Below are 16,694 nucleotides of genomic sequence, written 5' to 3' on the forward strand. Positions count from 1 at the left end.
ATGCGACCAGCCAAAGCGGAAGTCTCCCAACCAGCTACGCCCCAAGTTCGGCATGAATGGCGTCAGGCGCTGACCCTGGCCGATCTCCCCGAACTCGAGCGTCTGCTCGGCGACCGCCCGCCCCGGCAGCAGAGCACAGCGGATAAGATACTCACCCTCTGGATAGCCAAAGACCAACTGCTCGCCGCCATGCAATTGCTCAAGACCCAGGTCAGGCCGTTCAACTTCCTGTTCGATCTCTATGGTGTCGACGAGCGCCTCAGGCAAGATCGCCACCTGCTGCCGGCGCAGGACTTTACCCTCGTCTATCATCTGCTGTCGCTCGAGCGCAACCAGGATCTGCGGCTCAAGGTCGCACTCGAGGAAAGCGAGCTGCATATGCCCAGCCTGTGTGCCATCTGGCCTTCGGCCAACTGGTACGAGCGGGAAGCCTGGGATCTGTACGGCATAGTCTTCGATAATCACCCCAACCTCAGGCGCATCCTGCTGCCGCCGACCTTCAAGGGCCACCCGCTGCGCAAGGAATTCCCCTGCCGGGCGACCGAGAATGCTCCCTTCGCACTGGATGAACAGCGCCAGAGCGAAGAGCAAGCGGCGCTGAGATTCGATCCCCAACACTGGGGCATGACGGCCGAGGAGGCAGATCATGACTTCCTCTATCTCAATCTCGGCCCCAATCATCCCAGTGTCCACGGCGTATTTCGTATCGCCCTGCAGCTCGATGGCGAGCACATAGTTCAGGCGGTACCCGACATAGGCTTTCATCACAGAGGGGCGGAGAAGATCGCCGAACGCCAGACCTGGCATGGCTTCATTCCCTACACAGACAGGATAGATTACCTCGGCGGGGTGATGAATAACTTCCCCTATGTGTTGGCCATAGAGCAATTGGCGGGCATAAGGGTCCCGGCGAGAGTCGAATGCATCCGGGTCATGCTGGCCGAATGCTTTCGCATTCTCAGTCACATGCTGTTTTTCGGCACCTTCGCCCAGGATGTCGGCCAACTATCCCCTATCTTCTACCTGTTTATCGACAGGGAGAAGCTGTTCGCCATCATAGAGGCCATCACGGGTGCCCGCATGCATCCGAGCTGGTTCAGGATAGGGGGGCTGGCCCAGGATCTGCCGAACGGCTGGCATACCCAGATGCAGGAATTTGTCGACTACTTCCCCAAGCGCCTGGACGAGTACCAGGTGATGGTGATGAACAACAGCATACTCAAGCGCCGAGCCAAGGGCATAGGCCAATACAACACCGCCCAGGCGCTGGAGTGGAACATCTCGGGTGCAGGACTGCGGGCCACCGGCTTGAGTTGGGATCTGCGCAAACAGCGGCCCTATTCTGGCTATGAAAACTACCAGTTCGAGGTGCCAACGGCCGAGGGCGGCGACGCCTACGATCGCTGCCAGGTGCGGGTCGAAGAGATGCGCCAGAGCATCAAAATAATACAGCAATGCATCACCCATATGCCTGCCGGCGACTATAAGGCGGATCATCCGCTCACCACCCCGCCCGACACCCGCCGCAGCAAACAGGACATAGAAACCCTTATCCAGCACTTCCTCAACGTCAGCTGGGGCCCGGTGCTCCCCAAGGGTGAGTCCTGTTTCGCCGTGGAGGCGACCAAGGGGATCAATGCCTATACCCTGATCAGCGATGGCAGCAACAGCAGCTACCGCACCCGGATCCGCACCCCCTCATTTCCCCATCTGCAGATGATACCTGTGCTGGCGAAGGGGCTGATGGTGGCCGATCTGATCGCAATACTCGCCAGCATAGATTTCGTGATGGCGGACGTCGACAGATGAGTTGGCGACAAGGAGGCAGGAGAGAAATGACGTCAAAATATGCGCAATACCAGCCGATCCCGATACGCCAACTGCCGATGAATGAGGCGACCGGTGAGCTGTCGCCCCAGGAGAAACACCAGCTGGATCTGCTGCTGGCAGCGGCGCCGCAGCCGTCGGGGATCAGCATAGATGCGCTCAAGCTGCTGCAGGCCAGCCGTGGCTGGATAGGCGACGATACCCTGCTGGCTCTGGCCGAGTATACCCGACTCCCCCTAGCGGCACTCGAAGGCGTCGCCACCTTCTACAACTTGATCTTCCGCCGCCCCGTCGGCAAGACGGTGTTGCACCCCTGCGATGGCATCAGCTGCGATCTCATGGGCGGGGCCGGCTTGCGCCGCCGCCTGAGCCTCTACCTCAACCTGGTTGCCGGCGAAACCACGGCAGATCACAAGTTCACCCTCATTCCCTTGCCCTGTCTCGGGGCCTGCGACAAGGCGCCTGTGATGATAGCCAACCAAACCTTGTTCGAGCGATTGAACGAACAGGAAATCCCGGCGCTGCTCGAGACACTGGCCGCCGAGCAGGGGGGCGACACCTTATGAGTAACTCTTATGAATGATGAGCCTGTTAGCGATGAGCCTATTGGCAATGAGCCCATGGATAATGCGCCAGTGGATGCCGCGCCGCCAACCAAGCCCCTGACCCGCTTCATTCGTCCGGGTGAGGCCTGCTGGACCTTGGCCGCCTACCTTGCCCAGGGCGGCTATCAGGGGCTGGAGAAGGCGCTTGGCCAGACCCAGGAGCAGCTGCTGGAGCAGATCACCGCCTCCAAACTCAGGGGCCGGGGCGGCGCCGGTTTCCCCACAGGGCTCAAGTGGAGCTTCATGCCCAGGGGAGCCTCCGCCCCCAGCCCCAAATACCTGATAGTCAATGCCGACGAGATGGAACCCGGCGCCTTCAAGGACAGGTATCTGCTGGAACAGACGCCCCACCAGATCATCGAAGGCCTGTTGATCGCCGCCCAAACCCTCGACGCCGACACGGGTTACATCTTCCTCAGGGGCGACTATTATCTGGCGCAGCAGCGGCTCACAACCGCCTTGGCCGAATGGCAGGCCCATTGCCTCGAAAACCCGGCCCTCGGCCCCCTTAACGCCAAGTTCAAGATCCATATCCACACCAGTGCCGGGCGTTACATCTGCGGCGAGGAAACCGCGCTGATCAATGCCATGGAAGGCAAGCGGGCCAATCCCAGGGCCAAACCGCCCTTCCCCCAAGTCGCCGGCCTGTGGGGCAAACCTACCATAGTCAATAATGTCGAAACCTACTGCAACCTGCCCCACATCATCAATTTCGGTGTCGACTGGTACCTGGGTCTGGGCCTGGGCCAGGACAGCGGCACCAAGATCTTCGGTGTCAGTGGCAGGGTCAAACGCCCAGGACTGTGGGAACTGCCCATGGGCACCCCCATCCGCGAGCTCATCGAAGTCCATGCCGGCGGCATGTGTGACGGCTACTCGCTCAAGGGCTATCTGCCAGGCGGCGGCTCGACCGACTTTCTCACCCAGGCGCATCTGGACACCCCAATGGATTATGATGCCGTCGGCCGTCAGGGCAGCCGTCTGGGCACCGGCACCCTGATAGTGCTGGATGACAGCTATTGTCCGATCGCCATGGTGCTCAACCTGATACGCTTCTTCGCCCAGGAATCCTGCGGCTGGTGTACCCCTTGCCGTGACGGCCTGCCCTGGGCCGAAGTGCTTCTCAATAAGCTGGAATCCGGCCTGGGCGAAGCCAAAGATCTCGACCAACTCGAGGCCTTATGCCGTTTCGCCGCGCCCGGTACCACCTTCTGCGCCCTCGCCCCCGGCGCCGTCGAGCCGCTGCAGAGCGCCCTCAAGTACTTCAGGGCAGACTTCGAAGCCCACATCACCCAAGGTTGCTGCCCCTATCACCCTTCTGCCGCGGGGGAACAGCACTATGGTTGACAAAAGCATGGCCGACCGGGTCGGCATCATCCTGGATGGCTGCCGCTATGAGGTAGATGCCGGCGAAAACCTGTTGCAGGCCTGTGTCAGCCTGGGATTGGACTTGCCCTATTTCTGTTGGCACCCGGCGCTGGGGTCGGTCGGCTCCTGCCGCCAGTGTGCCGTCATCCAATATCAGAATGACGAAGACGACAGCGGCCGGCTGGTGATGGCCTGCATGACCCCCGTCAGCGAAGGAATGCGCGTCTCGCTGCAACAGGAAACCGCGCGCCAATTCCGCAAGACCAACATAGAAGCCCTGATGACCAATCACCCCCATGATTGCCCCGTATGCGAGGAAGGCGGTAACTGCCACCTGCAGGACATGACACTCATGAGCGGCCACATCAAGCGCGGTTATCCAGGCACCAAGCGGACCCACAAAAACCAGCAGTTGGGGCCCTTCCTCAACCATGAGATGAACCGCTGCATCGCCTGTTACCGTTGCGTGCGCTTCTACCGCGACTATGCCGGCGGCACGGATCTGGACGTCTTCGGCTCGAAAAACCACCTCTATTTCGGCCGCGCCGAGTCCGGGATGCTCGCCAATCCCTTCGCCGGCAACCTGGCGGAGATCTGCCCGACCGGGGTGTTCACCGACAAGCCCTATTCGCGCCACTATGTGCGCAAGTGGGATCTGCAGACGGGCGCCGCCATCTGCAGCAACTGCAGCCTGGGCTGCAACATCAATGTCGGCGAGCGGGGCGGCTTGGTCCGAAGGATCAGCAACAGATACCACGCCGCCATCAATGGCCACTTCCTCTGTGATCTCGGCCGTTTCGGCTACGAGCATGTCAACCTGAGCCAAAGACTCGAGCAGCCGCTGCAGCGCAACAACGCCGAGCGGACGACCGAGAGACTCGGCGCCGAGGCAGCCAAAGCCTTGCTTGCTGAACTAGTCAATCAAAATAATTCACATCAAGAAAAAACAGATAACACCCAGGCCAGGGCGGGCTGCATCGCCCTGGGTTCGGCGCGCAGCACCATAGAGAATAACGCCGCCCTGTTGCGACTGGTGGGAAAAGACAACTTCTACCTCGGGGTGCCGGATACCCAGGCCGTCATGTTGAGGCTGCTCTGTGACGCCTATAGCCAAGGACGGGTCAAGCCAACCAGCATGAAAGAAATTGAAGCCTCGGATGCGGCCTTCATCATAGCCGAAGACATAAGCCATACGGCCCCCAGGCTGGCACTGACGCTGCGGCAGATGAGCCGCAACGCCGGCAAGGCCAAGGCGCAGACGTTTGGGGTGCAGATATGGCAGGACGATGCGGTGCGCAACCTGACCCAGAGCCTGCGCTCGCCGCTGCATATCCTCGCCAGCCACGAGACAGAGCTGGCCGATGTCGCCAAGCAAAACTTAGTCTTGCCGCTCGAGGGGCAGCTAAGACTGTTGCGGGCCGTGTTGGCGCAGCTGACACAGACGCCCCCTGCGGGAGCCCATACAGAAACTCATGCTGATCTTCTGTCCGCCCAGGCCGGCGAGATAGTCGCAGATCTGCTCGCGGCCCGAAGGCCTGTACTCATCTGCGGCACCCAGAGCAACGAGCCGGAACTGCTGCGCCTATGCCTGGAGATTGCCGAGCGGCTGCAAGCGCGGCCGCAACATGACAGGACCCAAACGGGTTTCTATGGCGTCACCCGGCACCCCAACGATCTCTTCCTCGGCCTGATAGCCCAGGCCCAATCACTGGCGCCAAGCCCCCTGGGCATAGATGCCCTGTTGTCCCGGCTCGCCGACGAGCCGATTGAGACACTGATCATACTGGAGACAGATCTCTATCGTTACTGCGACAAAGACAGACTGGATAAGCTGCTGGACAGGGTAACACAGCTGATAGTCATAGAGCAGCAGCTGACGCCCACGGCGCAGATGGCGGATCTCCTGTTGCCCGCCAGCTCATTCGCCGAGTCCCAGGGCTGTTGGTTGAGTGCCGAAGGCAGGTTGCAATTCTCCTTCGCTGCCATGCCGGCCATCGAGGCCCGCGCCCAGGCCTGGCAATGGCTCAGCGGGGCACAAGCTCAGGATGAGCCGCGCTGCAGATCTGAACTGATCGCCTGGTTGGCACAAGCACTGCCGGCATTGGCCGCCATCAATGCCTTCGCCGCACCCCAGGAGTTCAAGACGCTGTCGCCCTTTCCCATCGCCCGCCAGCCACTGAGAGCCAGCGCCAGAACCGCACTCCATGCCGGCGAGCATGTCAGGGAGCCGCAACCCCCTGCGGACCCAAGCAGTCCCTATGTCTATTCCATGGAAGGGGTCGCAGGTTTTCGCCAGGCCCGGACGCAAATCATCTCTGTGTTGCCGGCCGATGCCTGGTCCCCCAAGTGGAACTCGGATCAGGCGGGCAGTCTCCGCACTGCACTGCTGCAAAGCCCCCAAGATAGCGGCCTCGGCCTGTCCGAAGGGCCGCCGGAACCTGAGACAGATCCGGCGCCAGGTGCAGACCAAAAGATAGAGGACCAGACAAGCGATTGCTGGCGCCATGGCATCTGCATTTTCAGTCAGACAGAGCCAGATCAGAAAGAGTCCGGCCAAACAGAGCCGGGGGCGATTCCCGTCACAGCGTCAGCGCCTGAGGCAGCCACTGCCGTCTTTTCTGCTGCCGCCCTGTCTGTTGCCGCTCTGCCCGTCGGCGTCTGGCCGCTGGCACCCGATGCCAATCGTTATGCCGATGCCGAACTGGCCTGCCTGGGCGACGCCATCCGCGCCGCCATGCCCGAGCCCCGTGTCCGTCTGCATCCTGAGTCTGCCGACAAGCTGGGCCTGGTCCAGGGCGATGACATACGCCTGAGTCGCTATCCGAGTCCCGGGGACAGTGAGTCGGCCGACGTCTGCCTGAGCTGCACCTTGGATGCCGCCGTGGCCAGGGAACAGCTGTTGGTGCCGACCCTAGTCTTCATCCGACTGGGGCAGCTTGCCAGGGTCACTGCGGGTCCCCATGGGACAAAGGGAGGCGAGCATGACTAGTCTGAGTCAATTCATCCCCCCGCTGGTGATCTTAGTCCTGCTCCTGCTGGCGGCAGCCTGGTCGACCTGGCTGGAACGGCGCATCCTGGGACTATGGCAGGACAGGCTAGGGCCCAACAGGGTCGGCCCCTTCGGCCTGTTGCAGGTCGTCGCCGACATGATAAAGATATTTACCAAGGAAGACTGGATCCCGCCGTTCGCCGACAAGGTGGTGTTCGTGCTGGCGCCCATGATCCTGATGATCAGCATGTTGCTGGGGTTCGCCATCATTCCCTTCGCCCCGGACATACAGATCGCCAGCTTCGATAATGCCCTCTTGTTCGTGCTCGCCCTGAGTTCGATCTCCGTCTACAGCGTCATGCTCGCCGGCTTCTCCTCCAACAGCAAATATGCCCTGCTCGGGGCTCTGAGAACCGCGGCGCAAATGCTGTCCTATGAGGTCTTCATGGGACTGGCGCTGATGGGCATAGTCATTCTCAGCGGCAGTTTCAGCCTGAACGAGATAGTCGCGGCCCAGGAGGAGCAATGGTTTATCCTCAGCCAGCCTCTGGGCTTCGTTCTGTTTCTCATCGCCGGCGTCGCCGAGAGCCACAGGGCGCCCTTCGATCTGCCGGAGGCCGAAACCGAGATAGTCGCCGGCTTCCACACTGAGTATGCCAGCATGAAATTCGGCATGTTCTTCATCGGCGAATACCTGGGGGTGATCTTCATCTCGGCCTTCATCAGCACCCTCTATTTAGGAGGTTGGCAGGGCCCCTGGCTGCCGCCACTGGCCTGGTTCATCCTCAAGACCAGCCTGTTCGTCTTGCTGTTCATCCTGCTGCGGGCGGCACTGCCCAGACCCAGATACGATCAGCTGATGCGTTTCGGCTGGTCCGTACTCCTGCCGTTGGCGCTGGTCAATCTGCTGCTCAGTGCCCTGTGGCAATTGTCTGTCGGTCATTGAGGCAAACCATGAGGAGCGATTTATGTTAAGCCAAATCAGAACCTTAATCTCTGTCTTCAGACATACCTTCACCAAGGCAGACACTGTCCAGTACCCTGAGGAAAAGCCCTACCTGGCCCCCAGATACCGGGGCCGCATCGTCTTGACCCGGGATCCCGACGGCGAGGAGCGCTGTGTCGCCTGCAACCTCTGTTCGGTCGCCTGCCCCGTCGACTGCATTGCGGTGCAGAAAACCGAGGCTCCGGATGGCCGCTGGCTGGCCGAGAGCTTCAGGATCAACTTCTCCCGCTGCATCCTCTGCGGCCTGTGCGAGGAGGCCTGTCCGACCCATGCGATTCAACTGACCCCGGACGTCGAAATGGCCGAATACGACAGGCAGAACCTGGTGTACGAGAAGGAACACCTGCTGATCAGCGGGCCGGGGAAATACCACGACTACAACTTCTATCGTCATAGTGGCAAGGCCATCGCCGGCAAGGGAAAAGGCGCCGCCGTGGGTGAGCGGGCCCCGATAGATACCCGGAGCCTGTTGCCATGATGGAGTCCTTGTTTATTGTCGCCGCCGGGCTCGCCCTGCTGGCCGCCTTGCTGACCGTCAGTGCCCACAATGCAGTGCATGCCCTGCTCTACTTGCTCACCATGATGCTCGCCCTGGCATTGATTTTCCTCATGCTGGGCTCGCCCTTCGCCGCGGCGCTGCAGGTGATCATCTATGCCGGCGCCATCATGGTGCTGTTCGTTTTCGTCACCATGATGCTGCACAGGGGCGAGCTCAGCCTGGCCGAGGAGCGCAGGCTGTTTTACTTCAGCATGGCCCGTGGCCCGCTGCTGCTCTCGGCAGTCTTGCTGCTGGAGCTGCTGGTGATAATCACCCAGCTGCCTCCCGAATATGCTATGCCGGCACAGGCAACGGCCGCCCTGAGCGGCGGGGCCGGCGCCGGCAGTGCTTTGGCGGCACCTGGCGACATCTCCGTCAAGGCCCTGGCCCGACTGCTGTTCGGTGACTATCTGCTGCTGGTTGTCCTGGCGGCACTCTTGCTGTTAGCGGCGCTCGTGGCGGCCATACATGTCTCCCGCCCCTCACATAGGGCCCCAGAGGCAGCCGAGCCCCGGCCAACACTCCAGTCAGCACTCAGGTCAACATCCCAGCCGATGCCAGGCACTGGCACTGGCAAGCGCGACGAGGATCCAAGATGAGCATAGAGAGGGTCTTATTGCTGAGTTTCGCCCTGTTCGCCATCGGGGTATTTGGCCTGCTGAGCCGGCGTAACTTGATCTTCATGCTGATCTCCATAGAGATCATGCTCAATGCCATCGCCCTGCTCTTCATTGGCGCCGCCGGCTATCACGGCAACAACGACGGCCAGATCTTGTACTTGCTGGTGCTGACCCTGGCTTCCGCCGAAGTCACCCTGGGACTGGCATTGGTGGTACGCATGCACCGCCAACAGGTCCATGGCCGCCTCGGCCTCTCGAGCCTGGATGTCGACGCCCTCAATGAACTCACGGATGCCGCAGCCCAGGACGCCGGCCGAAATTCGGGCGGAGTCTCGGACATGCCAGGGCCGGCACAGACGCAGCCACAGACTGCCATGCCAGCTGGGCACCTGTCCAAGGCAGACGCCACAGTCGCAGGCCCAAAGGTCGCTCCGGACATAATCAGGCCAAGCGTCACGGCACCGGACCCAGACACACAGAAAATATCCCAGACGAGGAACTGATATGGACACTATGTTGCTCGCCATTCCCCTCTTGCCGCTGCTGAGCTCACTGGCCCTGATCTTGCTGCAGCCCGGCAAACGCGCCACGCCTATTCTGGGCGTCGGCTCCGTGATGCTCAGCGCCATCCTGGTCGCCGGCCTGCAGCTGCTGCTGTGGCAGCAGACGCGCTTCGTCGAGACTGCCTCCTTCGGTACCTGGCTCAACACAGACAGACTGGAGATAGGCCTGGGCCTGTACCTGGATGCCCTGTCGCTGGTGATGATCTCTGTGATCACCGGGGTCGGCGCGCTGATCCATCTCTTCTCTGCCAGCTATATGCGCGACGATCCCGACTACAGCCGCTTCTTCGCCTACCTGAATCTATTCGTCGCCGCCATGCTGATCTTGGTGTTGGCCGACAACTTGCTCCTGCTGTATCTGGGCTGGGAAGGCGTTGGCCTATGCAGTTATCTGTTGATCGGCTTCTGGTACAAGGTGCCGGCCAATAATGCCGCCGCCAACAAGGCCTTCCTCATGACCAGGATCGGCGATACCGCCCTCATGCTGGGGCTATTTCTGCTCTTCTATCGCTTCAACAGCCTCAACATCGCCGAGATCCAAACTGCAGCCACCGAGCTCCTGGGTGCCGGGGCCACAGGGGAGCCGCTGCTGGGCCTGAGTTGCCTGCTGCTCTTTGCCGGCGCCGTCGGCAAATCGGCGCAGTTGCCGCTGCAATCCTGGCTGCCCGATGCCATGGCGGGTCCCACCCCGGTCAGCGCCCTGATCCATGCGGCGACCATGGTGACCGCAGGTGTCTACTTGGTAGCCAGAAACTACCCCTTATTCGAGCTGGCCCCGGCCGTGCTGCTGCTGATCGCCACCATAGGCTGCCTGACCCTCTTGCTCGGCGCCGGCTCGGCGCTGGTGCAAACGGATCTCAAACGCGTGCTGGCCTATTCGACCATGAGCCAGCTGGGCTACATGTTCCTCGCCTTGGGGATCGGCGCGCCCGCCACGGCGATATTCCACCTGATGACCCATGCCTTCTTCAAGGCCCTGCTCTTCCTGGCCGCGGGCTCGCTCATCTACAGCCTGCAGCACCAGCAGAATATCCTCAAGATGGGCGGCCTGTGGAATAAGCAGCCGCTGCTGCTCGCCGCCTTCGGCGTCGGCTGCGCCGCCCTGGCCTCCCTGCCCATGACCTCGGGATTCTTCAGCAAGGAAATGATCCTCGAAAAGACCGCCGAGTCGGGTCATCCTCTGCTGTGGCTGGCGGCGGTGACGGGCGCCTTCATCACGGCGCTCTACAGTGCCAGGCTCTTCTACCTCATCTTCTTCGGTCGCCAGCAGACCCAGCTCAGCCACGACTTGCCCGGGAGCATGACCTGGGTATTGCTGATCTTGACGGCGCTGGCGCTCCTGGGAGGCATAGAACCCCAAGGCTTGAGTATGCTGCAGGGGTCGATTTCCGCCCCAGAGGCACAGCTTGGCCCGCTGCAGCACTGGCTGCCGCTGCTATTGCCGCTGCTGGGGATAGGGCTCGCCTGGTGGCTGTTCAGCACTGGGGTGTTCACGCGTCCGAGCGGCCCAAGGCTGACACCCTGGGTGCTATTCCTGCGCGGTGGTTGGGGCATGGATACCCTCTACTTGAGGCTGTTTGTCGCTCCCTTCGTGCGCCTCAGCCACCTCAATCGCCATGATGTCATCGACAGAGGCTATGGCCTGCTCGCCGGCGCTACCTGTGCCTTGCACCGCCTGACCAGTCGCTTGCAAACGGGCCAACTGCGCGGCTACGCCGCCAGCATCATTCTCTTCTGCCTGGTCGGCATAGCTTGGGGGATACTGGGATGATCTTACTCTGGCTCATTTTGCTCCCACTCATGGGCGGCGCCCTGGCCTGGTATGCCGAGCGCTTCGACGCCAGGCTGCCGGCCTGGATAGCCCTGGCTGCCCTGCTGTCATGCCTGGGGCTGCTGTTGCCGGAAGTGCTTGCCCAGATGAGCCCCTCCGACCCTGCGGCCGGGCTGCGGTATGGCCTTTGGCTGCAGGATGTCGCCTGGGAGTGGATCCCCAGATTTAACATCCAGCTGCACCTGGCATTGGACAACATAAGTCTGCTGCTGGTGTTGCTGACCCTGTTGATGGGCCTGGTGGCCCTATCCTCCGCCTGGGAAGAGATAGTCGAGCATAAGGGCTTCTTCTACTTTAACTTTCTCTGGAGCCTGGCCGGGATCCTCGGGGTATTCCTGGCGATGGACATGCTGCTCTTCTTCCTGTTCTGGGAGGTGATGCTGGTGCCCATGTATTTCCTGATCGCCATCTGGGGTCATGAGAATCGGCGTTATGCGGCCATCAAATTTTTCCTCTTCACCCAGGCCGGTGGCCTGCTGATGCTGCTGAGCATCATAGCCCTGGTGTTGGTGCATTATCAGCAAACGGCTCTGCTCAGCTTCGACTATCAACGCCTGCTGGCCGCGCCCATCACCTCGGCATCGGCCAGGTGGATCTGCCTCGGCTTCATCCTGGCCTTTCTGGTGAAATTGCCCGCCTTCCCCTTCCATTCCTGGCTGCCCGATGCCCATACCCAGGCGCCGACCCCGGCGAGCGTCATCCTGGCCGCCGTGCTGCTCAAGACTGGCGGTTATGGCCTGCTGCGCTTCGTGTTGCCCCTGTTTCCCAGCGCCAGCCACTACTTTGCCCCGCTGATGCTGACCCTGGCGGTCATAGGCATAGTCTATGGCGCCGTGATGGCCTTCAGTCAGACGGATATGAAACGCCTGGTGGCCTATTCGAGCGTCAGCCACATGGGCTTCGTGCTGCTGGGATGCTTCTCTTTCAATCTGCTCGCCCTTCAGGGGGTGATGCTGCAGATGCTGGCCCATGGGGTGAGCACCTCGGCGCTGTTCGTGTTGGTCGGCATGCTGCAGCATAGGCTGCATACCCGGGACCTCAATAAGCTCGGGGGCCTATGGCAATGTCTGCCCAGGCTCAGCGCCATGGGACTCTTCTTCGCCATCGCCGCCCTGGGGATGCCTGGGTTGGGCAATTTTGTCGCCGAGTTTCTGGTGCTGCTGGGCGGATTCGAGCAGCATGCCGGCTTCAGCATACTGGCGGCATCCGGGCTGGTCCTGGGGGCCATCTATTGCTTGCGGATGATCAGCCAAAGTTTCTGGGGCCAGCTGCTGTTGCCCAGGGCCGCTGGGGCGCTGGCCTCGACCGGCCCCGACTCACAGACGCAGCTCAGCGGCACTTTGGCCGCAGCGGCAGGCACCAGCGCCATCCCGGCGGATCTCAATGTCAGGGAAGCCATGACCCTGGCGATGATGGCATTGGCGCTGCTGTTGCTTGGGCTGCACCCTCAGCCCCTGTTGAGCGAACTGAACGCCGTCCTGTCGGCGCTGCTGGAGGCTGCCTCATGAGTATCGAGTTGTTCACCTATCTCAGCCAGGGAACCGGGGCGGGAATCACCCCGCATTACCTGCCGGGGATCATAGTCACGGCCGCCACGCTATTGCTGTTGCTCGTCATCTCGGTCAAACGCTCCCATGCTCTGGCGGCCGTCATCACGGGCGCCGGACTCGTCCTCGCCGCCCTGGCACAATTTGCCCTGCTCCAGGCCCCCGCCGCTTCGGCTAGCCTATTCCACTTCGACGCCATCAATACCCTGTTGAGTCTGCTGCTCTTGTTGCTGCTCATCTTTCTCTGGGCGCAAATGCCAGGCTGGTTAGCGGGCCAGGAGGAACCCAGAGAGGAATATTACCTGCTGTTTCAGCTCGCCGGCCTCGGCGGTTGGGCCATGCTGGCAAGCAACCACTTTGCCAGCTTCTTCCTGGCGTTGGAGCTGATGAGCCTGTCGCTGGTGGGCTTGATCTCCTACAGGGCAAGCCTGTCTGACAGCCTGGAAGCCGGGATCAAGTATCTGGTGTTGTCTTCGCTCGCCTCGGCGCTCATCCTCATGGGCATGGCACTGCTCTACCTGCAGAGCGGCAGCCTGGCGTTCGCTGCTGTTTTCACGCCTGGGTCGCAGGAAACCCAGGCATCTGCCTATGGCATAACGGCGGCCGTGTTCATCATCACGGGGCTGATGTTCAAGCTGTCTTTGGTGCCATGTCATCTCTGGGCGGCGGACATCTTCGAGGGGGCGCCATTGCCGAGCACTGCGCTGCTGGCCGTGCTCTCCAAGCTGGCGAGTTTTATTCTGCTGTGGCGTTTGTTCGGTATGGCGCTCTGGTATGACAATCCCTTGCTGATGCAGCTCATCGCCCTGGTGGCCGCCGCCTCCATGCTGCTGGGCAATCTCCTGGCATTGCAACAGCGGCAATTGCTCAGGCTGCTGGCCTTTTCCTCCATCGCCCATTTCGGCTACCTGCTGCTGACGCTCTTGCTGCTCGGCCGCCCCGACTCGACCGGCCAGGCGCCAACAGCGACCTCATCCCTGCATGCCGGCTCAGGCATCGATGCCGGAATGGGCCTGGCAACCGAGGCACTGCTCTTCTATCTTATCGCCTACCTGCTGACGCTGACGGCGACCTTCTCACTCCTGCTGCGTCTGCGGCACATCAATCGCCTGGAGCAGCTCAGCGGCTTGTTCTGGTATAAGCCCTTGACCGCCGCGGCGCTGGCGCTCCTCATGCTGTCCTTTGCCGGTGTGCCCCTGACCCTGGGATTCGTCGGCAAATTTTACCTGATCAGTGCCGCCGTCGCCGGGCAGCTCTGGTGGCTGCTGTATGTCCTGGTCATCGCCAGCGTCATAGGCCTCTTCTACTACCTCAGGGTGATAATGGTGATGCTCGAGCGCCGGGATGACCCCCTGGTTCTCGGGAAGGCAGCGGCAACGGCTGGCTATGGGGTGAGCCTGCCCATGGGGCAGACCGGCCTGGCAGAAACCTTGCTGAGCAGCCTGGTGATACTGCTCATCGTCGGCCTGGGCACATTCCCAGGCCAGCTGGCCACTTATCTCAACAGCCTCATCCCCTGAGCCCTATCGTCCCAAGGCATGGGCCTCTTGTGCCAGGGCATGGGCCTGTTCGAACGCCTCTATGTACTCTGTCAGGGGCTGCAACTGGGCATGGTTGCGCCTGTTGCGGCATAGCAGCGAGGTCTCGATAAATAAATCGAACCAGGCGTTCAGGGCCCTGGCGTTAGCCTCTTCCCCCATGACCGCCAGCGCCATGGCGGCCACTTCGGCGGTACCGAACTGGAAGTCACGACTGCCCTTGCGCAGCGCATAGGCCGCCACTGTGCCGGCGTCGAAAGACAGCATGGGCAAGTGCTGCAGGTAAGGGCTCTTGCGAAACATTTTTATCGCCTCGCGCCAGCTGCCATCCAGCATGACAAACAAGGGCCGGGACGCGGCCGGGTCTGCTGCAGGCTCTGTTGCAGGCTCTGTTGCAGGCTCTGTCCCCGACGCCGCAGCACGGGGCGCCGGCAGCCGGCTCAGCACAGGCTGATCTGGGTGGGCATATTCGCCGGGAAACACCAGGTAGGGCCGATATTGGGGATCTTGCAGTATCGCCAGCAGCTCAGGGGCAATGTGGGTCCGCGACCAGATGAAGGCGTGGGTATCGGGGATCAAGTCTGCGATCAGCCTGCCGCTGTTGCTCGGTTTCAACACCTCATCGTCATACATGATCAACAGGAAACTGGCGCCGCTGAGCAGCGGCTTGCGATGACTACAGATGCAGAAGGCCTGGCCCATCAGGCATTGCTGGCAACGGACCAGGTTTTTCCCCCTGGCGCCATAGGGCTTGGTCGAAAGCGCCTTGCGATGCTGGTAGAGGCGATGAACCGAGTGTGCTGCTGCCATGTTGGCCTTCTATGTCACTGAATCTATGTCACTGAATGTGATGCTGCCGATCTATTCGCTGTATTCAACAAGCATAGCCAAGCTGCAGGCACCGCGGCGCTCAAGGACCGCAATGCCACAATGCGCCCGGGTCAGAGGATGCGGCGCAGCAGAAAATCCGCCTTGAGCCGCCGAATGCGGTTCATCAGCTTCTTCACCGGCGCCGGGTAGCTCTGCAGCGTCTCTATTTGGCTGTAATGGTACAGGCGCTGGGTATGCTCCAGTATATGGGCCTGCTCCTCGGCGAACCCCTGCTGCCAACTGCCGGTTTCATCCTGCAACAGCAGGCCATTTTCCAGATCCAATGCCCAGGCTCTGGGATTGAGGTTGGAGCCTGTGATCAGGTGTTTGTTGCCGTCGGCACTGATGCCCTTGAGATGGAAACTATTCCTGTCATGGCGCCACAGGTGGATGTTGAGCTGCCCGGAATCGACCGCCCACTGATGCCGCTTGGCGAACTTGCGCAGTGACTGCTCATACATATAGGGCAAGGCGCCTATGGTGGAAAATTCCTGCTCCGGCGGAATATAAAAATCATTCGCCGTCTTGTCACCCACCACTATGTCTATGCGTTTTCCCTTGCGCAGATGCCGGGCCAATGCCCGCACCAGGATGTAAGGCGGATTGAAATAGGGGGTACAGATGAACAGTGACTCTCTGGACTCGTCGATCAAGGCCAGCACGACCCTGTTCAGGGCATTGTGCTTGCGCCCCAGTCCCAGCAAGGGGGTGACTCTGTTGCCCGAGTGTGTCGCCTCGAAGTCATAACGCACCTGGGACAAGCGCAACTTAAGGCTGCGCACCTCCTGTTTGGGCGGCAGGACTTCATCGGTGGCGCTCTGGGTCAGGGAACTGACGGCCGTATCTTGCACCAGATGGGTCTGGACCATGGCGCGCATGCTGGCGGCGAGTTCGGCCGACTCGAGCAGATGATAGCGATCGAACCTGTACTTATCCTGTTGTTGCAGATAGATGTTGTTCAGGCTGGCACCGCTGTAGATCACCGCATCGTCTATGATGAAACCTTTAAGGTGCAGCACCCCCATGAATTCACGGGACTTCACCGGCACGCCCAGGATCTCGATCGGATGTTCGGCCGCCGCCATGACACTGCGGTACATGAGATAGTTACCCGAATCGCCCTTATGGCCGATCAGACCACGACGGGCACGGTGAAAATCCACCAACACCTTGATGTCCAGCGCCGGATTGGCGGCCTTGGCAGCCATCAAGGCCGCCAAAATCTCCCGCCCCGCCTCATCATCTTCGAGATAAAGGGCGGCCAGGGTGATGGCCTTGGTTGCCTTGGCGATGCGCGCCAGTAGCTCGGCCTTAAATTGGCCCGGTGTTAGCAGCCAGTTTAATGCACTGGCCTGTATGGGTATTCCACCTAGCTTCTCGAGCAAGGTATCC

13 protein-coding genes are annotated in these 16,694 nt (G+C 61.0%); 11 read left to right on the plus strand and 2 right to left on the minus strand.

Going from position 1 to position 16,694, the window contains the following annotated elements; translation table 11 throughout:
• From nuoC to LZP73_RS16225, 11 genes are read left to right on the plus strand one after another with little or no spacing between them, the layout of a single operon-like run.
• A complete protein-coding gene (nuoC, locus tag LZP73_RS16175) occupies positions 1–1,809 on the plus strand; it encodes an NADH-quinone oxidoreductase subunit C/D (protein ID WP_234236006.1) in 1,809 nt (602 codons plus the stop codon).
• Between the two features lie 26 nt (positions 1,810–1,835).
• Positions 1,836–2,393: an NADH-quinone oxidoreductase subunit NuoE gene (nuoE, locus tag LZP73_RS16180; RefSeq protein ID WP_234236007.1), complete on the plus strand. Its 558-nt coding sequence runs from the start codon at positions 1,836–1,838 to the stop codon at positions 2,391–2,393.
• A 54-nt stretch (positions 2,394–2,447) separates the two neighbouring features.
• The gene (gene nuoF, locus LZP73_RS16185) at positions 2,448–3,779 is read left to right on the plus strand and encodes an NADH-quinone oxidoreductase subunit NuoF (RefSeq protein ID WP_267960219.1); all 1,332 of its coding nucleotides are present in this window, start codon (positions 2,448–2,450) and stop codon (positions 3,777–3,779) included.
• Positions 3,772–6,789, plus strand: a complete 3,018-nt coding sequence (nuoG, locus tag LZP73_RS16190; RefSeq protein WP_234236009.1) for an NADH-quinone oxidoreductase subunit NuoG — start codon at positions 3,772–3,774, stop codon at positions 6,787–6,789. Before nuoF ends, nuoG begins: the two co-directional genes overlap by 8 nt.
• Positions 6,782–7,735, plus strand: a complete 954-nt coding sequence (gene nuoH / locus LZP73_RS16195) for an NADH-quinone oxidoreductase subunit NuoH (RefSeq protein ID WP_234236010.1) — start codon at positions 6,782–6,784, stop codon at positions 7,733–7,735. Before nuoG ends, nuoH begins: the two co-directional genes overlap by 8 nt.
• A 22-nt stretch (positions 7,736–7,757) precedes the next feature.
• Positions 7,758–8,273, plus strand: coding sequence for an NADH-quinone oxidoreductase subunit NuoI (gene nuoI, locus LZP73_RS16200; RefSeq protein WP_234236011.1), 516 nt, complete (start codon positions 7,758–7,760; stop codon positions 8,271–8,273).
• Positions 8,270–8,932, plus strand: a complete 663-nt coding sequence (locus LZP73_RS16205) for an NADH-quinone oxidoreductase subunit J family protein (RefSeq protein ID WP_234236012.1) — start codon at positions 8,270–8,272, stop codon at positions 8,930–8,932. Before nuoI ends, LZP73_RS16205 begins: the two co-directional genes overlap by 4 nt.
• The gene (gene nuoK / locus LZP73_RS16210; RefSeq protein WP_234236013.1) at positions 8,929–9,456 is read left to right on the plus strand and encodes an NADH-quinone oxidoreductase subunit NuoK; all 528 of its coding nucleotides are present in this window, start codon (positions 8,929–8,931) and stop codon (positions 9,454–9,456) included. The genes LZP73_RS16205 and nuoK overlap by 4 nt, the downstream gene beginning before the upstream one ends.
• A gap of 1 nt (position 9,457) precedes the next feature.
• A complete protein-coding gene (nuoL, locus tag LZP73_RS16215; protein WP_234236014.1) occupies positions 9,458–11,287 on the plus strand; it encodes an NADH-quinone oxidoreductase subunit L in 1,830 nt (609 codons plus the stop codon).
• Entirely contained in the window at positions 11,284–12,855 is a 1,572-nt protein-coding gene (locus tag LZP73_RS16220) for a complex I subunit 4 family protein (RefSeq protein ID WP_234236015.1), read from the plus strand. The genes nuoL and LZP73_RS16220 overlap by 4 nt, the downstream gene beginning before the upstream one ends.
• Positions 12,852–14,414, plus strand: a complete 1,563-nt coding sequence (locus LZP73_RS16225) for an NADH-quinone oxidoreductase subunit N (RefSeq protein ID WP_234236016.1) — start codon at positions 12,852–12,854, stop codon at positions 14,412–14,414. The genes LZP73_RS16220 and LZP73_RS16225 overlap by 4 nt, the downstream gene beginning before the upstream one ends.
• 3 nt (positions 14,415–14,417) lie before the next feature.
• On the opposite strand, the gene LZP73_RS16230 is transcribed toward LZP73_RS16225, so the two are convergent.
• Positions 14,418–15,242: a tRNA-uridine aminocarboxypropyltransferase gene (locus LZP73_RS16230; RefSeq protein ID WP_234236017.1), complete on the minus strand. Its 825-nt coding sequence runs from the start codon at positions 15,240–15,242 to the stop codon at positions 14,418–14,420.
• A 131-nt stretch (positions 15,243–15,373) separates the two neighbouring features.
• Positions 15,374–16,687 (minus strand): CDP-diacylglycerol--serine O-phosphatidyltransferase, encoded by a 1,314-nt coding sequence (pssA, locus tag LZP73_RS16235; RefSeq protein ID WP_234236018.1) that lies wholly within the window; start codon positions 16,685–16,687, stop codon positions 15,374–15,376.
• Between the last annotated feature and the right edge of the window lie 7 nt (positions 16,688–16,694).

Origin of the sequence: Shewanella sp. AS16 (assembly GCF_021412365.1) — a bacterium.
Lineage (GTDB): Bacteria > Pseudomonadota > Gammaproteobacteria > Enterobacterales > Shewanellaceae > Shewanella > Shewanella salipaludis.